The sequence below is a fragment of the Xenorhabdus hominickii genome (genome assembly GCF_002632725.1).
GTDB lineage: Bacteria > Pseudomonadota > Gammaproteobacteria > Enterobacterales > Enterobacteriaceae > Xenorhabdus > Xenorhabdus hominickii.
Map to the genome: position 1 here is coordinate 22,455 of NZ_NJAI01000001.1, position 22,747 is coordinate 45,201.

The following is a 22,747-nucleotide window of genomic DNA, read 5'->3' on the forward strand; positions in this document are numbered from 1 at the left end:
GGCAGTTCCCTTCGGGAAAATCGGAAAATTAAATAGCCTTCATTGTACCTTTCGGCAGAATGGCAGCAACGAAGTCACGTTTGACAGTTATTTCTGTGGTGTCATTCAAGGCAATCACAACATAGCCTGTTTCTGACACTTTAGAGACACGCCCAACCAAACCACCAGAAGTCAGCACTTCATCCCCTTTGGAGATGGAATCCATCAATTTTTTATGTTCTTTGGTACGTTTTTGTTGTGGACGCAGGATCATGAAATAGAAAATCAAACCGAAAACAACCAGCATGATAATCAGAGAATATGGGTTCCCCTGAGCTTGCGCACCAGAAGCTGCCGCAGCTTCAGAAATAAAAAAACTCATTAAATTTCCCTCATTGTTATCGAAGACATGGTTATCACATAGCCCTCGAAAATTGTTATCGAAAATCGACAGTGGCTCGATCAAAAACCAGCCCAATATGCTACACATATTAAGGCTGGTTAGTCACGCCAAATTATATATTTAACGACGGAACGGGTTTGCCAATCCGCTGATAAAACTCTTCAACAAACTGTTTCAGTTTGTCCTCTTCAATGGCTTTACGAATTCCAGCCATCAAACGTTGATAATACCTTAAATTATGTATTGTATTCAGCCTTGCACCAAGAATTTCGTTACAGCGATCAAGGTGATGCAGATATGCACGACTATAATTGCGGCAAGTATAGCAGTCACAATGCTCATCCAGTGAAGAAGTATCTTCTTTATGTTTGGCATTGCGGATCTTGATAACTCCTTCTGTCACAAACAGATGACCATTACGGGCATTACGTGTCGGCATCACGCAGTCAAACATGTCAATACCACGACGAACACCTTCAACCAAGTCTTCTGGCTTGCCGACTCCCATCAGGTAGCGTGGCTTATCTTGCGGGATTTGCGGGCAGACATGTTCCAAAATACGATGCATATCTTCTTTTGGCTCACCAACAGCCAGACCACCCACAGCGTAGCCGTCAAAACCAATTTCTACCAGTCCCTTTACCGATACATCACGTAAATCTTCGTAGACACTACCTTGAATGATGCCAAACAATGCATTTTTATTGCTCAATTCATCAAAGCGCTGACGGCTGCGTGCTGCCCAACGCAATGACATTTCCATGGAACGCTTCGCATAATCCCAATCCGCAGGGTATGGAGTACATTCATCGAAAATCATAACGATATCGGAACCCAAATCATGTTGGATTTCCATGGATTTTTCAGGGCTGAGGAATACAGGCGTTCCATTGATTGGATTACGGAAATGAACTCCCTCTTCTTTGATTTTGCGCATCGCACCCAGGCTAAATACCTGAAAACCACCCGAGTCTGTCAGGATAGGTCCATGCCACTGCATAAAATCATGCAGGTCACCATGCAATTTCATGATTTCCTGCCCCGGACGCAGCCATAGGTGGAAAGTATTTCCCAAGAGGATCTGAGCACCTGTTTCTTTCACCTCTTCCGGTGTCATACCTTTTACTGTACCGTAAGTGCCCACCGGCATAAATGCCGGGGTTTCCACTACGCCACGATCAAAAATCAATCGACCACGACGGGCATTCCCATCCGTCTTTTGTAACTCAAATTTCACTTAACCTCCAGACATCAGAAAAACAGTCTGATGCGATGTTTAGACACCGTTAACACCAGCGGATCTGGAATAACGACTCTTTTAATTTTAAACGCTTTTATTTCGATAACGTTTCTTTTGATGCCACTGTATTACGATTGATAAACATCGCGTCACCATAACTGAAAAAACGATATTTTTCTGTTACCGCTTCTTTATAAGCATTCATGGTATTTTTATAACCAGCAAATGCAGAAACCAGCATGATAAGCGTGGATTCCGGCAAGTGGAAATTGGTAATCAGCGCATCAACAACCTGATATTCAAATCCAGGGTAAATAAAAATTTGGGTATCATCAAAAAATGGCGCGATCACGCCATCTTGACAGGCTCTGGCAGCACTTTCCAAGGAGCGAACTGACGTTGTTCCCACCGCAATCACTTTATTGCCACGTGCCTTACATGCCAATACCGCATCCACCACATTTTGTGGTACTTCCGCGTATTCAGCATGCATCACATGATCTTCGATGGTTTCCACTCTGACTGGCTGGAAAGTGCCCGCGCCTACGTGCAGGGTAACAAAGGCCATTTCAACGCCTTTTTCACGCAGAGCAGCCAAAAGAGGCTCATCGAAATGCAACCCGGCTGTCGGTGCAGCTACTGCCCCGGGACGTTCACTGTAAACCGTCTGATATAACTCCCGATCCGCATCTTCATCAGGACGAGCAATATAAGGAGGCAGCGGTATATGGCCGATTTCATCTAAAATAGCCAATACATCACGATCATCATCAAAACGGATTTCAAACAACGTATCGTGGCGCGCCAGCATCGTTGCTTTAATGCTTCGCTCCTCACCGAGAACTTCTTTACCAAGAACATCTTCACCGAGAATAAGTTCAGCGCCTTCTTTCGGTGCTTTGGACGCACGAACGTGAGCAAGTACTCGCTTATTATCCAGCATCCTTTCGACTAAAACTTCTAATTTTCCCCCCGTCGTTTTGCGGCCAAACAGGCGCGCAGGAATGACGCGAGTATTATTGAAAACCAACAGGTCACCAGCTTCCAACTTATTCAGCACATCAGTAAAAATACCGTGCGTCAGCTCCCCTGTTTCACCATTAAGGGAAAGCAGTCGGCAACCACTTCGCTGCGACTGAGGATAGTGAGCTATCAGCTCTTCTGGCAATTCAAATGTAAAATCAGCGACACGCATTTTATCTGTATCATTCTAAAAAACAGGCAGACTAGTCTAGTGCTGCAAGCCCGAGGGTGCAACAAAGAAGCACTTAGTTTAACTATTTACGGTATACTCTCACTATGAATTTTCTCGCACATCTTCATTTAGCTGCATTATCGGAAAGTTCCTTATTGGGAAATTTGCTGGCGGATTTCGTTCGCGGCTCACCAGAAGGATTATTCAGTTCCGATATTGTAGCAGGTATCCGTATGCACCGCCGGGTAGACACCCTGACGGATAAACACCCGCTTGTCATTGAAGCACGTCGCTTATTCCGCTGTGAATATCGGCGAGTTGCCCCAATTACCCTTGATATCATCTGGGATCACTTTCTTTCCCTGCATTGGGACAAATTTGAAAAAAATTACTCTCTGCCGGAATTTGTCAATCTTGCCCGCCGCGATATAGAACCTCATCTCAGCTCCACTCCCGAAAAGTTTCAAGAGCTCAATCAATATCTCTGGTCACAAAATTTGCTCATCCGCTATGCAGATATGTCATGTATTGCCAATGTCCTGCAAGGCATGGCGAGAAGACGTCCCAAATTATCAGCGCTCGCGGGATCATATCAGGATATCGAAAACCACTACCTTGATTTCGAAGCACTATTTTGGCAATTCTACCCGCAAATGATGACATTGGCGTCAAATAAGCGTCTACTAGAGCAGGAAATTTCCCCAGAACCTTGCACTTTTCCTAAATAGTTTTATCTTATGTAGGCTAAAAGGAATTAAAAATAGATTATTGATAGGTAAAATCTATTATATCAATTGGTATTTTATCCTTTATTGCTATACCCTAATTCCTTATGCTGTAACCCGTTTCCACATAACACCTTTTAAAATCACAGGAGTCAATTATGGTTTTAGTAACCCGCCAAGCCCCTGACTTTACAGCTGCTGCAGTTCTCGGTAACGGTGAAATCGTTGATAATTTCAATCTGAAAAAACACCTGAATGGCCGTCCTGCCGTTATTTTCTTCTGGCCAATGGACTTCACTTTTGTCTGCCCTTCTGAACTGATCGCTTTCGATCACCGCTATGAAGAATTTCAGAAACGTGGTGTTGAAGTCATCGGCATTTCCTTTGACTCTGAATTCGTTCACAACGCATGGCGTAAAACCCCAATCAGCGAAGGTGGTATCGGCGAAGTCAAATATCCAATGGTTGCTGACATCAAGCGTGACATCATGAAAGCTTACGGCATTGAGCACCCAGAAGCTGGTGTTGCTCTGCGTGGTTCTTTCCTGATTGACAAAAATGGTGTTGTTCGTCACCAGGTTGTTAACGATCTGCCACTGGGCCGTAACATTGATGAAATGGTACGTATGGTTGACGCACTGCAATTCCACGAAGAGCACGGTGAAGTTTGTCCTGCTCAATGGGCAAAAGGTCAAGAAGGTATGGGCGCTTCACCTGAAGGCGTAGCAAAATACCTGACTAAAAATGCAGACAAACTGTAATTCTGCTCAAAATTACATAAATCAATAACATCGTTTTATTTATTACCCTAAACCAGTCGCTTAGCCGACTGGTTTTTTTTATCCAAATAAATTAATTATCCTAATATTTTTCGTTTTATCGCCTTACACACGAAAATCATCTTTCCAAAATTCTGAGCTTTGGATAAGGTGAGACACATATTTTTAACAAAAAATATACAATCCCAAAATACGATCGATTCCCCCTTTCGCCATAGATTCACGCTCAGGAGAACAAGGCATGGTCAAAATCTGGAAAATTCCATTTGTTATTATCGCGTTATTCGTTTCCTGTACACTTCATGCAGCTACTGAACCTGCAATTGAAGCTAAAAACGGCATGGTTGTCAGTGCACAACACTTAGCTGCACAAGCTGGCATCGACATTCTTAAAATAGGTGGAAATGCCATCGATGCCGCAGTTGCTGTCGGTTATGCTGAAGCCGTCGTTAATCCCTGCTGTGGCAATATTGGTGGCGGTGGCTTTATGACTATCCATCTCGCAAATGGCAAAGATACCTTCATTAACTTCCGTGAAACCGCCCCCGCAGCCGCCAGTGCCAATATGTATTTGGATAAAGACGGAAACGTCATCAAAAATGCCAGCTTATATGGCTACAAAGCAATTGGCGTACCCGGGACAGTCATGGGATTTGAAGAGGCATTGAAAAAATATGGTACATTGTCTCGTGAGCAAGTCATGGCTCCGGCCATCAAGCTGGCACGCGAAGGTTATATTCTGACGCGGGGCGATACCGATATCTTCGACACTACAGTTAAGCGTTTCGCTCAAGATCCTGAAGCGGCTCGTATTTTCCTGCACAAAGATGGCACACCATTTGAACCAGGGGATAAGTTCATCCAAACTGATTTGGCCAACACATTGGAAGCTATAGCGAAAGAAGGAACAAATGCTTTCTACCACGGTAAAATTCCCCAATTAGTTGAAGAAGCCTCAAAAAAATCAGGCGGAATTATCACCGCAGCAGATTTTGCCAACTATTACACAACAGAAACAGAGCCTGTTACCTGTAGCTACCGTGGATATAAATTTATTTCATCTCCACCACCTAGCTCCGGCGGTGTCACCCTGTGCGAAATATTGAACATTGTTGAAGGTTACGATCTAAAATCAATGGGGGTCAATTCTGCTGCCTATATCCATACTCTGACGGAAGCCATGCGCCATGCTTATGTAGACAGAAATACTTATCTTGGTGATCCAGCATTCATTAAAAACCCACTGGATCGGCTGTTAAGCAAAAGCTATGCTGAATCCATCAGAAAAGAGATCCAACCAAATAAAGCAACGCCTTCAAAATTAATACAGCCGGGGATTGCCCCCCATGAAAAACCAGAAACCACCCACTATTCTGTCGTAGATAAAAACGGTAATGCAGTTTCAACGACTTACACTATCAATGGACGTTTTGGTGCGGTTGTCATTGCACCGGGAACGGGCTTTTTCCTAAACGATGAGATGGATGATTTCACAACTAAAATCGGTGAGAAAAATCTGTATGGACTGGTACAAGGTGCAACCAATTCAATCGCCGCAGGTAAGCGCCCACTATCATCAATGAGCCCGACAATCGTGACCAAAGATAATAAAACCTTTCTGGTGTTAGGCTCTCCGGGAGGTTCACGTATTATTTCGATCACGTTGCAAACTGCGCTAAATATCATCGAGTTCGGTATGTCTCCACAAGAAGCCGTCAATAGCCCGCGTATTCACCACCAATGGCTACCTGATGAGGTCTATTATGAACAACGTGGTCTTTCAAAAGATACCCTGAATTTACTGGATAAAATGGGTTACAAAATGGTAGAGCAGACACCGTGGGGTGCCACAGAACTCATTATGATTGGCTTGCCAGGAGCCAGCGGAGTCACTCCCCATTCTTCAGGCAATGATTCAGCCGTTTCAGGTATTGTTCGTGAAAGGTATATTTATGGTTCCAATGATGTCAGACGCCCAGCTGGTGCGGCTATTGGCTACTGAAACTCAATAAAAGACCCAATATAAAAAAGGGTGAGCACTTTAAAGTGCTCACCCTTCTCTTTATTATTTGATGAATGAATAAATTAACTCATCAATCATCATTCAGATAGCAGGTAATCAGACATGTTCCTGCTGTACTTCATGCTTTGGGAGCTTTGCTCCTCCCGCGATGCGATCATAGATAGCGCAAACCACTACTGATAACAGCGTTGGTATCAACCACGCTAAACCTTGATCGGCCAATGGCAGGTGAGTCACCCATGATGGCAGTAAGTGAGACAGGTGCTCAGACGCTTTAATAGCATCCAAAATCCCAAACAGCAAGCTGACTAACATCGCTGGCGCCAGAATACGGCTGAAGTTTTTCCACCAACGCAATGTAAAGCTCAATAATATCAGAGTAATACAAGGCGGATAGATCGCCGTCAGCACAGGTATTGAGAACGTAATCAAATGGCTCAGCCCCAGATTAGAAACCATCATGGAGAAGATGCCCAAGATCAGAACCAGTGCACGATACGATAACGGTAAATAACGGCTAAAGAACTCTGCACAAGCACAAGTAAGACCGATAGCCGTCACCATACAGGCAATGAAAATCAACAGTGCAAGGAAGAAACTGCCATAGCTACCAAAAGTATTCTGAACATAAGCATGCAGGATAACCGCTCCATTTTCCGCTTTTGGCACCAATGAACCGCTGCTTTCGCCCAATTTGAACAAAGAGAGATAAACCAGCGCCAAACCTAGTCCGGCAATCAAACCAGCCCACATGGCATAGCGAGTTAACAGAGAAGGAGATTCAACACCTCGGGAACGGGCTGCATTGACAATAACAATACCGAACACCATTGCGCCTAACGTATCCATTGTCAAATAACCATTGACGAAGCCATTTGAGAATGGGATCTCCTGATAGCTTTCAATGGCAGGAATAGGACTACCTGCTGGCCATAGAACAGCCGCAAGACCCAGAATTGCCAATGCCAGAATTTTAATTGGAGCCAATATATGGCCGACGCTATCAAGCAGTTTGCCCGGATACAGTGAAATCAGGATCACCAGTGCAAAATAAATCACACTATAGATGAACAGAGGAAGCTCACCGGTTCCAGTTAATGGTGCGATACCGACTTCAAAAGAAACAGTCGCGGTTCTTGGTGTCGCAAATAAAGGGCCGACCGCCATATAACAGGTAGTTGCCAGAATCAAACCCGCAGTTTTACCAATAGGCGAACTGAGTGCCTCAATACCACCACCTACTTTCGCTAGAGCGATCACGGTAATTACTGGCAGGCCAACAGCGGTTAACAAAAAGCCTGCAGCTGCGATCCAAACATTCTCTCCCGCCAGCAAGCCAACCATGGGCGGAAAAATAATATTTCCCGCCCCGACGAACAAGGCAAAGGTCATAAAACCTAATGCCCAGATATCCTTAGATGATAAACGGTGTGCCATAATTATTGTTAATATATTGTTGCTAAAAGAATTGTATATGCGATATTAAGTATCGCAAATACTTGAATTTTCACTGGCGAGACTGACCTCAGATTTAACAGCCAATAATCAATAATATTCACTGAAATTCGGCAAGTTACAGAATGATAGAGGTAATTACAGAATGATAGAGGTAATTACAGCTAGAATCGCCAACAACTGCCCCCAAGTAAAACTTTTATAGCGCCAAAAGGCAAGCGGCAAACCTAAAACCAGAACAATATTTCAAACTCACTTTTAAAACCAGTGATTATTGTTATCTATCATTGAATACACACTATATGATTTGTACTTTTTTTGTCCATATTGATTAATAAATCATTTTTTATGTGTATTATTAACATTCAATTCTATTAAACTGATCCCCTATATCTTTTTTTAATCCACGATTGCTTTGTTTATACTTTCCATCTCAACGCCCTCACCTCAGTCACAAAATTTTAGTTGGACTATTTTTGACAGAAACAATGAGCCTAAGCGATAATAAAAAACTAAAAGTTGAGCCAGAACCTAATGCACTCGAGATATCAAGATGAGTATTGTAATGATGCAGAGCATGCTTAACTATCGCAAGCCCTAATCCACTTCCGCCAGTTAGCCGCGAACGGGCACGATCAACACGATAAAAACGCTCTGTCAGACGAGGTAAATGTTCGGCGCCAATTCCCCCACCATTATCCTCTACTTTGAACAACGCTCCCTGAGAGATATTTAGCCAACTCACCTCAATTCGTGTTCCCAGAGGAGTATGCTTAATAGCATTATAGACAAGGTTTGACATCGCACTGCGCAGCTGCTCTTCATTACCAAAAACTTTCAGGTTTTCATCTATGTTAAACACAATATTGTACTGGTTTCCCCCCAATGTCAGGGCTTCTTGCTGCAATAACTCCAACATAGCGGGAACATCAACGACCTGATTCATATCCACTTGCGGCCCTATCTCAATTTTAGAGAGGTGCAATAGTTGCTGCACCAAGCCATCCATTCTCCGGATCTGCTCCTGCATCGTCCCGATCGCTTTCTGATTTATCTTACTATCAAGCTCCTGATCTGCCATCATTTCCAAATAGCCTTGTAATACAGTGAGTGGCGTTTTAAGTTCATGGCTAACATTGGCGAAAAAATCCCGTCTGGCATTTTCCAACAATCGTTTTTGGGTAATATCGCGAGCCACCATCAATAATTGTTTTTCTGAATAAGGCATGACCCGGAATTCCATCATATTGCCATTATTCAATTCGATGGATAAAGGACGGGAAAAATCATTTGCTGTGATATAGCGGCTGAAATCAGGATAGCGAAGTAAATTGAAAATATGCTGACCATTATCCTCCGGCCAACGAAACCCAAGTAAATGTTGTGCCAGACGATTGCACCAGAAAATATGACCTTCCGTGGTCATCATCACAATCGCATCGGGCAGTGATTCTGCTCCACTACGAAAGCGCTTAATCAACAATGCGAGTTCACGACGCCGTTTGCGATTGCGCTGCTGCATCTGGTAAATACCATAAAAGATGGGTTCCCATCCTCCATGACCCGCAGGAGGTAGCATACTGCGATCCAACCATAGCCAATCGGATAATTTCAGCAAATTATACCCATGCCATATCAGAGCCAAAAATAGCGCGATGACGAGCAACCAAGCCAAATGACCGACAAAAATAGACAAAATGACGGCGGGAAGACAAAAAAGCACAAGGCCCAATACCAACTTTTTCCAAGACAAACGCTCAAGCACGCTATTTTCTCCGGCATGACAACTCGACTACGAATTAACACCAACATAGCCAATTAACATTTAAGGCACTCAAACTCATCAATAACGGGTAGAAAAACGATATCCCGTACCGCGAACAGTCTGTACCATTTTATCGTGCTTCCCAACCTCCAGCGCCTTGCGCAAACGCAGGATATGCACATCAATAGTGCGATCTTCCACATAAACATTCGTTCCCCAGACATAATTAAGTAACTGTTCACGACTATAAACACGTTCTGGATGAGTCATGAAAAAATGAAGAAGTTTGAATTCAGTTGGGCCCATTTCCAAATCCTGACCTTGACTGGAAACACGATGAGATGACGGATCCAGTATCAATCCATCCATATTAATGACATCACCCGCCTCCATAGGAGAAATACGGCGCAAAACAGCCTTGATACGGGCAATTAATTCCTTGGGTGAAAACGGCTTAGTGATATAGTCATCAGCTCCGACATCAAGACCCCGTACCCGATCTTCTTCTTCCACGCGAGCTGTTACCATAATGACAGGGATCGTCTTGGTATTATTATCCCGCTTAATTTGCTTGATAAGCTGTATCCCCGAACCGCCGGGAAGCATCCAGTCCAATAACACCAAATCAGGATAAGGCTCTGACAAACGCCCTATTGCTGTCTCATAATCTTCAGCTTCAACGGTCTGATAACCATTTTGTTCCAGTACAAAACAAACCATTTCACGAATCGGGACTTCATCTTCCACTACCAAAATACGTTTAGTCATGGTTAATCCTGTCAATATTATTGAAGTCAGCAACGTTCACTTTAGGACATTATGAGTCAATTTTATGACAATTTTATGAAAAGGCTTATATTTCAATCAGCAAACCGTAATCCGGTTTGCAAGAAATTTATCAGACATTTGTCGTGTTTCATTATGGATGCGAGCCAACCCGAAAATTCAATAACGTGAGTGGAATAGGACAGGACATCCCTCACACACCCATTATAATTAGCGCGTGTAGTAGGGTATTGTAGCGGGTTAGTAAGTAGTAGTGAGTTAATAAATAGTAGCGAGTTAATAAATAGTAGCAAGCTAAGCAAGATACATAGGCAATGGTGGGAAAACATGCGGATCATTCATACATCAGATTGGCACCTTGGCCAATATTTCTTTACCAAAAATCGTGCCGCAGAACATACGCACTTTTTACAGTGGCTTATTGAACAAATCATTCAACACCAAGTTGATACGCTGATTATTGCCGGAGATGTTTTTGATACAGGATCTCCACCCAGTTATGCACGGGAGCTTTATAACAAATTTATTGTGTCACTCCAGCCTACGGGTTGTCAGCTTATCATTCTCGGGGGAAACCATGATTCCGTTGCCACTCTCAATGAATCAAAATCACTGCTCACCTACCTGAACACAACAGTGATTGCCAACGCTGAAGCAGAAGTCGGGCAACAATTACAGGTGCTGAATAACAAAGAAGGGAACGCAGGAGCGATCCTTTGTGCCATTCCTTACCTGCGCCCACGAGATATCATGATCAGTCAAGCCGGACAATCTGGTACACAAAAACAACAGGCATTGCAAAATGCCATTACCGAACACTACCAACGGCTCTATCAACAAGCTTGTTCGTTGCGAGAACAGCTCGGGCAACCATTACCGATTATTGCAACCGGGCACCTCACGACAGTGGGTGCTTCCACGACGGATTCTGTTCGCGATATTTACATCGGCACATTGGATGCTTTCCCTGCACAGGCATTTCCACCGGCCGATTATATTGCACTGGGCCATATCCACCGCCCTCAAGTCATTAGTAAATCAGAACATATTCGCTACAGTGGCTCTCCTATTCCACTCAGTTTTGACGAAGTCGGTCAGGAAAAAAGTGTCTGTCTGGTTGACTTTAAAGCCGATAAACTTGATGGCATCACTCTTTTGCCCATTCCCCGTTATCAGCCTATGCAATTAATTCGTGGCAATTTGAAACAAATAGAAGAACAGTTACAAACATTCAAGGAATATCAGGGAGAACGCCCAGTCTGGCTGGATATTGAAGTCGCAACTCAAGATTACCTGCCCGATATCCAAAAGCGCATTCAAACCCTAAGCGAAGGCCTACCCGTTGAGATTATTCTGCTGCACCGCAGCAAAAACCCCCGCCAGCTATCAATGTCTGAGCAAAATAAAGAAACTCTGACTGAACTCAGCGTCAATGAAGTCTTCACACGACGTTTAGCATTGGCTGAAATAAAAGATATTTCTCAGAAACAACGAATAACTACCCTATTTAAGCAAACGCTGGATGACATTTCTCAGTAATAACAGTCTCATCAATAACAATCTCAGCAATAACATGAAGAGCGCATTCCATGAAAATTCTTAGCTTACGGCTGAAAAATATCAATTCACTACAAGGCGAGTGGAAAATTGACTTTACGGCAGAGCCTTTTGCCAGCAATGGATTATTCGCCATTACAGGCTCAACAGGGGCAGGAAAAACCTCCTTGCTGGATGCCATCTGTCTCGCGCTATATCATGAAACACCAAGGCTAAATACCATTTCGTCTTCTCAGAATGAATTAATGACCCGTCATACGGCTGAATGTCTTGCTGAAGTGGAATTCGAAGTCAAAGGTGTTGCTTATCGGGCATTCTGGAGCCAGCGCCGTGCCCGTAACCAAGCTAATGGCAATCTACAAGCCCCGAAAGTTGAATTGGCGGACAAAAAAAGCGGTAAAATTTTGGCCGATAAAATCCAAGACAAAAAAGAAAAAATCGCTGAGATAACGGGACTGGATTTTAGCCGTTTTACCAAATCAATGCTCTTATCACAGGGTGATTTCGCCGCTTTCTTAAATGCTCAGGATAAAGATCGGGCAGATCTACTGGAAGAGCTAACTGGCACCGAAATTTACGGCATTTTGTCCCAAGAAATTTATCAACGCCATAAAGAGGCTCAATCTGAGCTGAATCTTCAGCACGCTAAAGCTTCCTCCATTGAATTACTCACACCAGAACAGCAGCAAGCATACCAAGATCAGCAGCAACAACTGACTACAGAAGAAACTCAACTCAGCCAACAGATTAAAGCATTACAAATAGCCGACCAGTGGCTTTTCAGGCGGGATGAACTTCAGCAATCACTGGCAAACAATACGTCACTTTTACAACAAGCAGAGCACGTTATTCAAAAAGCCCAACCTCAATTGCAGCAGCTTACGGCCAGCGAACCAGCAGAAAAAATCCGCCCATTCTGGGATGCACATCTTCGTGCTCTCAATGAAAAAAATCGGCTCATTGAACAACAAACAAGAATAGAAAATGAACGCCAGCAGCAACAGGCACGGCTGCAACCCTCTGAACAAGAACTCACACATTTAGGAAAACTGAGGGAAGAACATCAGCAACATCAAAATCAACAGGAAAAACTGATCACAGAGGAGATCATGCCACTCGATCATAAAATCGATACGCAAGCAAAAGATCTGTTCGCTCTTGAAAAAGAAATAGCTGGGCAAGACCGCGATTTCTCTGACATTTCATCCCAATATCAAGTTGCGCAAAGCCAAACAGATATGCTGAATAAAGAACAAGCAGCGCTGGAAACCTACCACGAGGAGCATCCCTATTACCACGCCTTGGACAGTAAACTACCAGAGTGGAAGCAATTATTTGTCCGTCAGAAAGAACGACAAGAGAAAATAAACCAACTGACGCAAAACACCCAGCAACTTACCACAGAGATAGCCCGTGTAAACGATCATTTGAATACGTTGAGCACAGCACTAAAGCAACAAAAAATACAGAACCAAACATTGCACAACAGCCTCACTGCTGCGGAAAACAAACTCACTGCTTTGCAAGAAAAGCATCCGTTGGATCAGTTACAGAAATATTTAGCAAATTATCAGAAACAGTTACTGTCGCAAAACCAACTGGAGATCTTGCTACCTCAGATCCAGCAACTAAAGAATACGATCGCCACCGATCAGATCCAACTGACACAATCTCAAGCATTAGTTAACCCGCTACCTGATCAGATCACCGCGCTCAATCAGCAGTTGATAGAAAAGCAGCAACACTATGACGATCTAGATAATCATATTCGGTTAGAACAAAGGATTATCAGCTTAGAAAAAGAACGGACACAATTAAAAGAAGGAGAATCTTGTCCGCTTTGCGGTTCGACTCACCATCCTTTAATCCGTGAATACCAAAATATTGCCCTGCCACAATCAGAAAATCGTTTGAAAGCCTTGCGCCGACAGATTGACCAGCTACAAGAAAACCGCACTACCCTACAGCAAAAACAACAAATCCAGCAGCAGATCAGCGAACAATTACAGCAAAATATTGCACAATCCAACGCTAAATTAGCGAAGTTTGTTGAACAATGGGAACACCATTGCCAGCAGTTACAAGCCACTGAATTGCCGATGGATGCAGAGCCTGTTAATCACTTTATCAACCAACGGCAATATGCTTATCAACAACACCTGAACCAACAGGAAGCACTTTTACAAACAGAAAAAGCCTGCCAAGCAGCGGAAAAAGCACTGGCTGCCAATCGCGGACAATACCAAGCCCATGAGAAAAATATTGAACTGGAGAAATTCAAACAAGATTCATCCCAGAAACTATTAGCAGAAAAAACAGCCGAGATCCGACAGATAGAATCCGATCATGCGGCCACAGCACAGCAATTAAGCACTGAATTACAGGCTACACCTTTTATACTGCCAACTCATCAAGAGACAGAAAACTGGCTGCAACAACGTGAACAAGAATTAAAAAATTATCATGCTTCACTAGAAAGATGGCAGCAATTACAGAAAGAGTTGGCGGGCTTACAAAGCCAACTTCATGAATTGGAAAAACAAAAAAGCAAGCTCGTTATCCATATTCATACCCTGAATGAACAACAGCAGAAACAAAAGCAATTATTGGAACAAACACGGCAAGCACGCCATCATTTATTTGGTGAGCAATCCGTCATTACCATTCGTCAGGCTTTGCAACAAAAATACAATGAATTGGAGGTAACCTATACACAAGCCGTTTTCCATCAGCAAGAACTGCAAAACAAAATGAATCAATTAGCTGGTGCAGCCAATGAAATTGAAAAGAGCAGTAAAGCAGCCATAGCAGAAAGCCAACATGCCTCTCTTCAATTTCAAACTGGATTGGCGCAACAAGGTTTTCCCGATCAACCCGCTTTTGAACGTGCCCTATTGGAACCTGAACAACGGGAAAAATTACAACAGTTACAAACAATACTTGAACAACAGCAATTGCAAGCCAAAACAAAACACCGTGAATCAGAAATAGCGTTACAGAGGCATACAGAAACGCAACCACAACTGCTTGAGCAATATGAATCTCATCAATTATCAGCGATACTGCTCGACATTACGGCAAAACTGAAACACAACAACCTGCAACAAGGCGAAGTCAGAACCCTGTTAAACAGCGATGCCACTCGCCGCCAGCAGCAGCAGACACTACTGACACAAATCGCGCTCTCGCAACAAAACTATGATGACTGGAGTTATCTCAATAACCTGATTGGTTCCGCTGACGGCGCTAAATTTCGCCGTTTCGCGCAAGGTCTGACATTAACTCATCTCGTACATCTGGCGAATATCCGGCTGGAAAAATTGCATGGCCGTTACTATTTGCAACGCAAAGATGATGGTGGACTGGAATTGCAAATCGTGGACACTTGGCAAGCTGATGCCGTCAGGGATACCAAAACCCTCTCCGGTGGAGAAAGTTTCCTTGTCAGCCTTGCCCTTGCACTCGCCTTGTCTGACTTAGTGAGTAACAAGACGCAAATAGAATCCCTGTTTCTTGATGAAGGCTTTGGTACGCTTGATCCAGAAACCCTTGATATCGCACTGGATGCACTGGATCACCTCAATGCCTCAGGAAAAACCATCGGGGTAATCAGCCACGTAGAAGCATTAAAAGAACGCATTCCTGTTCAGATTAAAGTGGAAAAAAAGAATGGATTGGGGTTCAGTCAATTGGCACCCGAATTTCGGGTTTAACCCCCAGAGATCAAATATCAACATGGAAAGCCTGCCAAGCAGGCTCCTAATCTAATGTTTAATTACATAAAGGTCTTTCGTAGAAGTCAATCCAATAAGATTAGAATCATAACCTCCAATATAAGGCTTCACTAATTGAGCTGTCACATAATAATAAACGGGAGCGATGGGAGTATTCTCTGTCAGAATATCGATAGCCTGTTGAAAGTCTTCTTTCTTATTAGTTTCCCTCGATTTTTTTACCCAATGATCAAAATCCTTATTGGAGTAAAATGATGTATTGTTACTTTGATTCGTGGTAAATATATTCAAAAAAGACATTGGGTTGTTATAATCTCCAATCCATCCACCTCTAACAACATCAAACTTTCCCTGATGCTCGTTATCCAACAAAACTTTCCACTCTTCAGTTTGAATATTAGCAATAACTCCGAGAGTCTTTTTCCACATTGAAGTTGCAGCAATAGCAATTTTCTTATGCATGTCTGATGAGTTATAAACCAAATTAAATTTAAGAGGATTATTTTTATTAAATCCAGCCTCATTCAATAATTGCTTAGCTTTTTTAATACGTAGGGCTTGTGTCCATGTTTCATAATCAGGCTGTTTAAACTTAAAACCGCCGATCCCCGGTGGTATAATTGTGTAAGCAGGAATTTGGCCTTGGGCAACAACTTTATCCGCAATGATATCTCTATCCAAAGCAAGACTCAGTGCTTGCCTGACTCTAACATCATCAAATGGCGGCTTTTTGTTGTTGAACGCGTAGTAATATGTACTAAGGAGCGGGGAAATATGAACTTGCGAGCTTATACTTTTTTTTAATGATGCAAAGGCTTATAATGGGATCGTAAATGTAATATCTATCTCATCGGCCAGATAACGGTTTAAATCTGAGATATCTGATGAAAGTGGAAGATAAGTGACTTTATTGATTACTGTGTTTTTATTATCCCAATAATAAGGGTTTCTCACACCGACAATTTTTTCATTCACTCTCCATTCTGCTAATTTAAAAGCGCCACTGGAAACAAAAAATTCAGGTTGTGTCCATTTATTCCCATATTTTTCAACCACCTTTTCACTAATTGGTACTGTTATGGGAAAAGCCAGCATCTGTAAAAAATAGCCAACCGGCTTTTCTAGCGTTACTTCTAGCGTCGCATCATCCAATGCTTTAACCCCAAGCTCTTCCGCTGGTTTCCTCCCTGCCAAAATCTCTTTAGCATTCACTACAGAAGCATCAACGAAATAGCTACCATAGGGAGAAAGCGATTTAGGGTCAGTTAAACGCCGCCAACTGAAAACCACATCATGAGCCGTAATTGGCGTTCCATCAGACCATTTGATCCCTTTCCTTAAATGAAAAATCCATGTTTTATTATCTTTCGTTTCCCAGCTTGCAGCCAGTTTCGGTTCGACATTACCTTCTTTATCTGTACTTACCAACGTATCGAAAAAATCATTAATAATATTAATTGCTACATTACCTTCAACTTTATCGACATCCAATGAAGCCGGCTCTGAACCATTATTACGCACAATCTCTTGTTTTTCGGCCAATTGTATATCTGGTGGAATAACGGCGGCGTAAGATAGCGTGATACCGCCCAGCATGATACTGATAGAATAAGATAATTTTTTGATAATGTTTTTTATGATTCGATTTAGCATGTCATAATCTCCTATAACGATAAGATGTTCTTCAGTTATTTATTATTGAACCTCCATTTTTATTTCAATTCTAAATAATTTTTTAATCTCCTTTATTACTCAATAAATTATTAATTGCAACCACAATAGATTACAAACAGATTAACTTTATTTATGACTTCTAAAGTTCAGTTTATTTTTCAATTTAAAATCAATTTGATATGGTATTTTCATTTAAAAATAAAAATTGCACGAGAGTGGCCCCTCAGAAGGATAGATAAATATGTAGTGATGATGAGTGAATGCAACCAGTAAGGCCGTTATTTGAAAGAAGAGGTAAGCTAATAAGAGCCTGATAGACACAGGCTCTTATGTTAAAACTCATTCAGTGTTTGATAATATAAAGATCTTTCGTGGAGAAATCTCCTCTTGGGTTAACATAAAACCCACCCACATAAGGCTTCACCAATTTTGTATTAACATGATAGTAGATCGGGATAATAGGAACATCATGGGTTATAACATCAAGTGCCTGCTGATAATCTTCTTTATCGTTAGTTTTACTTGCTTTTTTTACCAAATTATCAAACTTATCATTAGCGTATTGTGACGTATTATTAGAGTTTCCGGAAACAAAAATCCGCAAGAACGTCATTGGGCTATTATAGTCACCAATCCACCCTCCTCTTGCAAGATCGAATTTTCCATTGTGCATATTATCCAACACCACTTTCCATTCCTGATTTTGCAAAATGGCATTCACACCAAGATTTTTTTTCCACATTGAACTTGCTGTAATGGCCAATTTTTTATGCATTTCTCGGGTGTTATAAAGTAAATTGAAAGTCAGTGGATTACTTTGATTGAAACCCGCCTCATTCAGTAATTCTTTTGCTTTCGCAATACGTTGTTCTTGCGTCCAAGAGGCATAATCTGCATGTTTAAAATCAAATCCCCCCGTATTTGGCGGCATGATATCATAAGCCGGAATCTGCCCTTGTCCCAAGACCTTATCGACAATGATATCCCTATCCAGTGCTAAATTTAATGCCTGCCTGATTCTGATATCAGTAAATGACGGATGTTGGTTATTAATTTCATAATAATAAATCGATGATTTTGGGGAAACACGGACTTGCTCACCCAGTGTTTTTTTCAATTGTGCAAAGGAATCCAAGGGCATGGTTTTAGTAATATCAATCTCACCGGCCAAATAGCGATTTGTCTCTGCTTTTTCAGCCGGAATAGTCAGAAAGGTCACTTTATTAATGACAGTATTTTTGTCATCCCAATAATAAGAATTTCTGACTCCTACAATTCTTTCATTAACTTTCCATTCAGACAATTTAAAAGCACCGCTACTGACAAAAATCTCTGGCTGAGTCCATTTATCACCATATTTTTTAAGCGCCTTCTCACTAATGGGAACCATCACTTGGTGGGTTAAGATCTGTAATAAATCGGCAACAGGTTTCTCCAGTTTCACTTCCAACGTGAAATCATCCAGCGCTTTTATGCCCAGCTCTTCTGTTTTTTTCTTGCCCGCAAAAATATCTTTGGCATTCACCACAGAAGCATTGCTTAGATAACTACCATAAGGTGAAAGTGTGTCAGGGTTTATCAAACGACGCCAGCTAAACACCACATCATGCGCTGTAATTGGCGTACCATCAGACCATTGTATGCCTTTCCTTAAATGGAAAACCCATGTTTGGTTATCCTTTGTTTCCCAGCGTTCTGCCAATCTAGGCTCAATATTGCCTTTATTATCGGTATAAACCAACCCATCAAAAAAGTCGTGAATAATCGCAAATTCAACATCGCTTTCGACTTTATGCACATCCAATGAAGCAGGCTCTGCGCCATTACCACGAACAATCTCCTGTTTATCTGCCAATTGCGTACCGGCAGGAACAGTTGCTGCATGGGATAAAGTCATGCTTCCTAGTGTCATGGCAATAGTACAGGATAATACTTTAATAGTTTGCTTTGTTGTTAATCCTACTTTATTACGTTGCATTTTTCACTCTCTATAATTTCAAATAAAAATAATTAAAATATTATTATAACTATAAATAATCATAACACTATTGATAATTAGAGCCTGCTGATACAGGCTCTTATCTCTTTACACATTTAATGCTCAATAATATAAAGATCTTTTGTAAAAAACTCTCCCCTTGTGTTAACGAAAAATCCGCCAACATAAGGTTTAACCATTTTATGATTAACATAGAAGTAAATAGGAATAGCTGGCATGTCTTTTGTTAATATATCAGATGCCTGCTGATAATAATCTTTAGAATTAACCTCACCTGCTTTCTCTAATATATTAGAGAACTCATTATTTTCATACAGAGATGTATTTTTTATGTTATTTAATGAAAATATAGATAAGAATGTCATCGGGCTATTATAATCAGCAACCCATGCCCGCCGGATAACATCAAATTTTCCTTGCTGCATATTATCCAACATGACTTTCCATTCTTGATTCTGCAAAACGGCATTCACACCAAGATTTTTTTTCCACATTGAAGAAATAGCAATGGCAATTTTTTTATGTCCTTCCTGAGTATTATAAAGTAGATTAAATGTAAGGGGATTTTTTTGATTAAATCCAGCTTCATTTAATAATTCTTTGGCCTTAGAGATACGTTGCGCCTGTGTCCATGAAGCATAATCAGGTTGTTTAAAGTTGAAGCCCCCAATATCTGGCGTAAGCATAATATAGGCAGGTAATTGTCCCTGCCCCAATATCTTATTAACAATAATATCTCGATCCACAGCTAAGCTTAGCGCCTGTCTGACTCTGACATCATTAAATGGCGGCTTTTTATTATTAAACTCATAGAAATATACTGTTGATTTGGGAGAAATCATTACCTGATCAGGTAATGATTTCTTTAATGATGGAAAAGATTCTGCTGCAATAGTATTGGTAATATCTATTTCTCCTGCAAGATAACGGTTTAAATCTGCTTTCTCCGAAGATAAAGGAAGATAGGTCACTTTATTAATCACTGTATTTTTATCATCCCAATATTTGGGGTTTCTGACTCCTACTATCTTTTCATTTACGATCCATTCAGAGAGTTTAAATGGCCCACTACCCACAAATACTTCCGGCCTAGTCCATTTATCGCCATATTCCTTTACTGCCTTTTCACTGATTGGAAACATAACAGGATGGCCCAGCATCTGTAAAAAATCGCCGACAGGCTTATCTAGCCTCACTTCTACCGTCATGTCATCCAGAGCTTTTACCCCAAGTTCCTCTGGTTTTTTCTTACCTATCAATACTTCATTTGCATTTATTACAGAAGCACTTTCAATATAACTACCATAAGGAGAAACTGTATCTGGAGTAATCAGACGCCGCCAACTGAAAACCACATCATGAGCCGTAATAGGTGAACCATTTGACCATTTGATATCTTTTCTTAAATGAAAAATCCATGTTTTATTATCATTGGTTTCCCAACTAGTTGCTAATCTTGGCTCAATATTTCCTTGCCTATTGATATTGATTAAGCCCTCAAAAAAGTCGCTGATAATATTAAATTCAACATCACTTGAAACTTTATGTATATCCAAAGAAGCCGGCTCTGCACCATTATTACGTACAATCTCTTGCTTAGCGGCCAGTTTTGTTCCCTCAGGAACCACCGCAGCATGAGATAATGTGATATTTCCCAATATTAATGCCATGGCACAGGATAATAATTTTATTTTTTTAGGTGTGTTTATGAGGTTAATCATGTTTTTTCTCCATAATCGGTGTTATTTCGTCAAAATTTATCTAATGCTTAATAATGTAAAGATTTTTCGTTGAAATATAATCCATTGGGCTAACATACAGCCCACCGACGTAAGGTTTAACCATGCGATTAGTGACATAGTAATAAACAGGTATGACAGGCACATCATTGTTAAAAATATTCATAGCCTTCTGATAAGAAGCAATATCATTAGTTTCGCCTGCTTTAATTACCATCTGATCAAATTCACTATTTTCATATAGTGGGATATTATGGCTACTACCTGTCAGAAAGGTATCCAAGAAAGACATTGGGCTGTTATAATCCGCTGTCCATGCGTATCTGACGACGTCAAACTTATTCTGGTGCATATTATCCAACATCACTTTCCACTCTTGGTTTTGTAAGTTGGCTTGAACACCTAAGTTCTGTTTCCACATTGATGTGACAGCAATAGCAATCTTTTTATGTGATTCTTTCGTGTTATAAAGTACGTCAAATTTAAGGGGATTTTTCTCGTTAAAACCCGCTTCATTCAAGAGTTCTTTGGCTTTTTTAATCCGTTTCTTTTGTGACCATGAGGCATATTCTGGCGGAGTTAATGTGATCCCGCCAATATTAGGAGGAAGAATATCGTAAGCGGGGAGTTGCCCCATGCCCAATACTTTGTCAGCAATCACATCTCTGTCTATGGCTAAACTTAGTGCCTTTCTGACTCTGACATCATCAAATGGCGGTTTTTTAGTGTTAAAGACGTAATAGTAAGTGCTTAGCATCGGGTCAACATGAACCTGATCACTCAATGTTTTCTTTGATGATGTAAAGGAATCCAAGGGAATGGTAAAAGTAATATCAATTTCACCAGCGAGATAACGGTTTAAATCTGATTTCTCTGATGTGAGGGAAAGATAAGTGACTTTATTAATTACAGTATTTTGATTATCCCAGTAATGGGTATTTCTGATGCCAATAACATTTTCATTCACTTTCCATTCCGACAGTTTAAAAGCACCACTGCCAGCAAAAGTATCTGGATGTGTCCATTTATCGCCGTATTTTTTGACTATTTTTTCATTAATAGGAACCAGAATCGGGTGGGTTAGCATCTGCAAGAAATAAGCCACGGGTTTATCGAGTTTTACTTCCAGAGTGAAATCATCCAGCGCTTTAGTACCAAGTTCTTCTGCTTTTTTCTTACCTGACAATACGTCGTTTGCATTAACGACATGGGCAGTTCCAAGATAGCTGCCATAAGGGGAACCCATTGTTGGATCAAGTAAACGCCGCCAGCTAAATACCACATCATGGGCGGTAATCGGTGTGCCATCAGACCACTTAGCTCCTTTTCTTAAATGGAAAATCCATGTTTGGTTATCGTTTGTTTCCCAGCGTTCAGCCAGTCTGGGAATAATCTTGCCTTTACTATCGGTGTAAACTAAACCATCAAAAAAATCATGGATAATATTCAGCTCAACATTACTTTCTACTTTATGTACATCCAAAGAAGCAGGGAAAGCACCATTATTACGTACGATCTCCTGTTTTTCAGCTAATTGTGTACCCGGGGGAACGACTGCGGCATGGGATGGTACGATATTTGTTAATAGTATTCCTATCGAACAGGTAAGTATTTGGGTGATTTTATTTTTAATTAAACTTGCCATTATTTTCTTCATATCTTTAACCTCCATAAATTGCTGTTTTTGTTATTAC

At 41.3% G+C, this 22,747-nt stretch carries 14 protein-coding genes and 1 pseudogene; 5 read left to right on the forward strand and 10 right to left on the reverse strand.

Features of this window, described 5'->3' with window-relative positions; genetic code table 11:
* Positions 1-28 precede the first annotated feature (28 nt).
* From yajC to queA, 3 genes are all read right to left on the reverse strand, one after another.
* Entirely contained in the window at positions 29-361 is a 333-nt protein-coding gene (yajC, locus tag Xhom_RS47430; protein WP_069316864.1) for a preprotein translocase subunit YajC, read from the reverse strand.
* Between the two features lie 133 nt (positions 362-494).
* Positions 495-1,619: a tRNA guanosine(34) transglycosylase Tgt gene (tgt, locus tag Xhom_RS47435; RefSeq protein WP_069316865.1), complete on the reverse strand. Its 1,125-nt coding sequence runs from the start codon at positions 1,617-1,619 to the stop codon at positions 495-497.
* A 97-nt stretch (positions 1,620-1,716) separates the two neighbouring features.
* Entirely contained in the window at positions 1,717-2,817 is a 1,101-nt protein-coding gene (queA, locus tag Xhom_RS47440; RefSeq protein WP_069316866.1) for a tRNA preQ1(34) S-adenosylmethionine ribosyltransferase-isomerase QueA, read from the reverse strand.
* Between the two features lie 104 nt (positions 2,818-2,921).
* Between queA and Xhom_RS47445 the strand changes: the two genes are divergently transcribed.
* The 3 genes from Xhom_RS47445 (at position 2,922) to ggt (ending at position 6,323) form a co-directional block, all read left to right on the forward strand.
* Positions 2,922-3,545, forward strand: a complete 624-nt coding sequence (locus tag Xhom_RS47445; RefSeq protein WP_069316867.1) for an acyl carrier protein phosphodiesterase — start codon at positions 2,922-2,924, stop codon at positions 3,543-3,545.
* Positions 3,546-3,700: 155 nt separating this feature from the next.
* Entirely contained in the window at positions 3,701-4,303 is a 603-nt protein-coding gene (locus tag Xhom_RS47450) for a peroxiredoxin C (RefSeq protein WP_069316868.1), read from the forward strand.
* Between the two features lie 259 nt (positions 4,304-4,562).
* The gene (gene ggt / locus Xhom_RS47455; protein WP_069316869.1) at positions 4,563-6,323 is read left to right on the forward strand and encodes a gamma-glutamyltransferase; all 1,761 of its coding nucleotides are present in this window, start codon (positions 4,563-4,565) and stop codon (positions 6,321-6,323) included.
* Between the two features lie 117 nt (positions 6,324-6,440).
* On the opposite strand, the gene brnQ is transcribed toward ggt, so the two are convergent.
* The 3 genes from brnQ to phoB all read right to left on the reverse strand — a co-directional run bounded on the left by brnQ (position 6,441) and on the right by phoB (position 10,332).
* Positions 6,441-7,781 carry a branched-chain amino acid transport system II carrier protein gene (gene brnQ, locus Xhom_RS47460; RefSeq protein ID WP_069316870.1) on the reverse strand — a complete coding sequence of 447 codons (1,341 nt, stop codon included), beginning with the start codon at positions 7,779-7,781 and terminating at the stop codon, positions 6,441-6,443.
* A 469-nt stretch (positions 7,782-8,250) separates the two neighbouring features.
* A complete protein-coding gene (gene phoR / locus Xhom_RS47465; protein WP_069316871.1) occupies positions 8,251-9,564 on the reverse strand; it encodes a phosphate regulon sensor histidine kinase PhoR in 1,314 nt (437 codons plus the stop codon).
* A 78-nt stretch (positions 9,565-9,642) separates the two neighbouring features.
* The gene (gene phoB, locus Xhom_RS47470; RefSeq protein WP_069316872.1) at positions 9,643-10,332 is read right to left on the reverse strand and encodes a phosphate regulon transcriptional regulator PhoB; all 690 of its coding nucleotides are present in this window, start codon (positions 10,330-10,332) and stop codon (positions 9,643-9,645) included.
* 345 nt (positions 10,333-10,677) lie between these two features.
* Here phoB and sbcD point away from each other — a divergent pair, with 345 nt between their 5' ends.
* A complete protein-coding gene (gene sbcD / locus Xhom_RS47475) occupies positions 10,678-11,889 on the forward strand; it encodes an exonuclease subunit SbcD (RefSeq protein WP_069316873.1) in 1,212 nt (403 codons plus the stop codon).
* Positions 11,890-11,939: 50 nt separating this feature from the next.
* The gene (locus Xhom_RS47480) at positions 11,940-15,620 is read left to right on the forward strand and encodes an AAA family ATPase (RefSeq protein WP_069316874.1); all 3,681 of its coding nucleotides are present in this window, start codon (positions 11,940-11,942) and stop codon (positions 15,618-15,620) included.
* A 51-nt stretch (positions 15,621-15,671) separates the two neighbouring features.
* Here the strand turns inward: Xhom_RS47480 and Xhom_RS47485 are convergent.
* The 4 genes and pseudogenes from Xhom_RS47485 to Xhom_RS47500 form a co-directional block, all read right to left on the reverse strand.
* Positions 15,672-17,294: pseudogene (locus Xhom_RS47485) on the reverse strand (ABC transporter substrate-binding protein).
* Positions 17,295-17,658: 364 nt separating this feature from the next.
* Complete coding sequence (locus Xhom_RS47490; RefSeq protein WP_069316875.1) at positions 17,659-19,293, reverse strand: ABC transporter substrate-binding protein; 1,635 nt, start codon at positions 19,291-19,293, stop codon at positions 17,659-17,661.
* 116 nt (positions 19,294-19,409) lie between these two features.
* Complete coding sequence (locus Xhom_RS47495) at positions 19,410-21,035, reverse strand: ABC transporter substrate-binding protein (RefSeq protein WP_069316876.1); 1,626 nt, start codon at positions 21,033-21,035, stop codon at positions 19,410-19,412.
* Positions 21,036-21,075: 40 nt separating this feature from the next.
* The gene (locus tag Xhom_RS47500) at positions 21,076-22,710 is read right to left on the reverse strand and encodes an ABC transporter substrate-binding protein (protein ID WP_069316877.1); all 1,635 of its coding nucleotides are present in this window, start codon (positions 22,708-22,710) and stop codon (positions 21,076-21,078) included.
* Positions 22,711-22,747 lie beyond the last annotated feature (37 nt).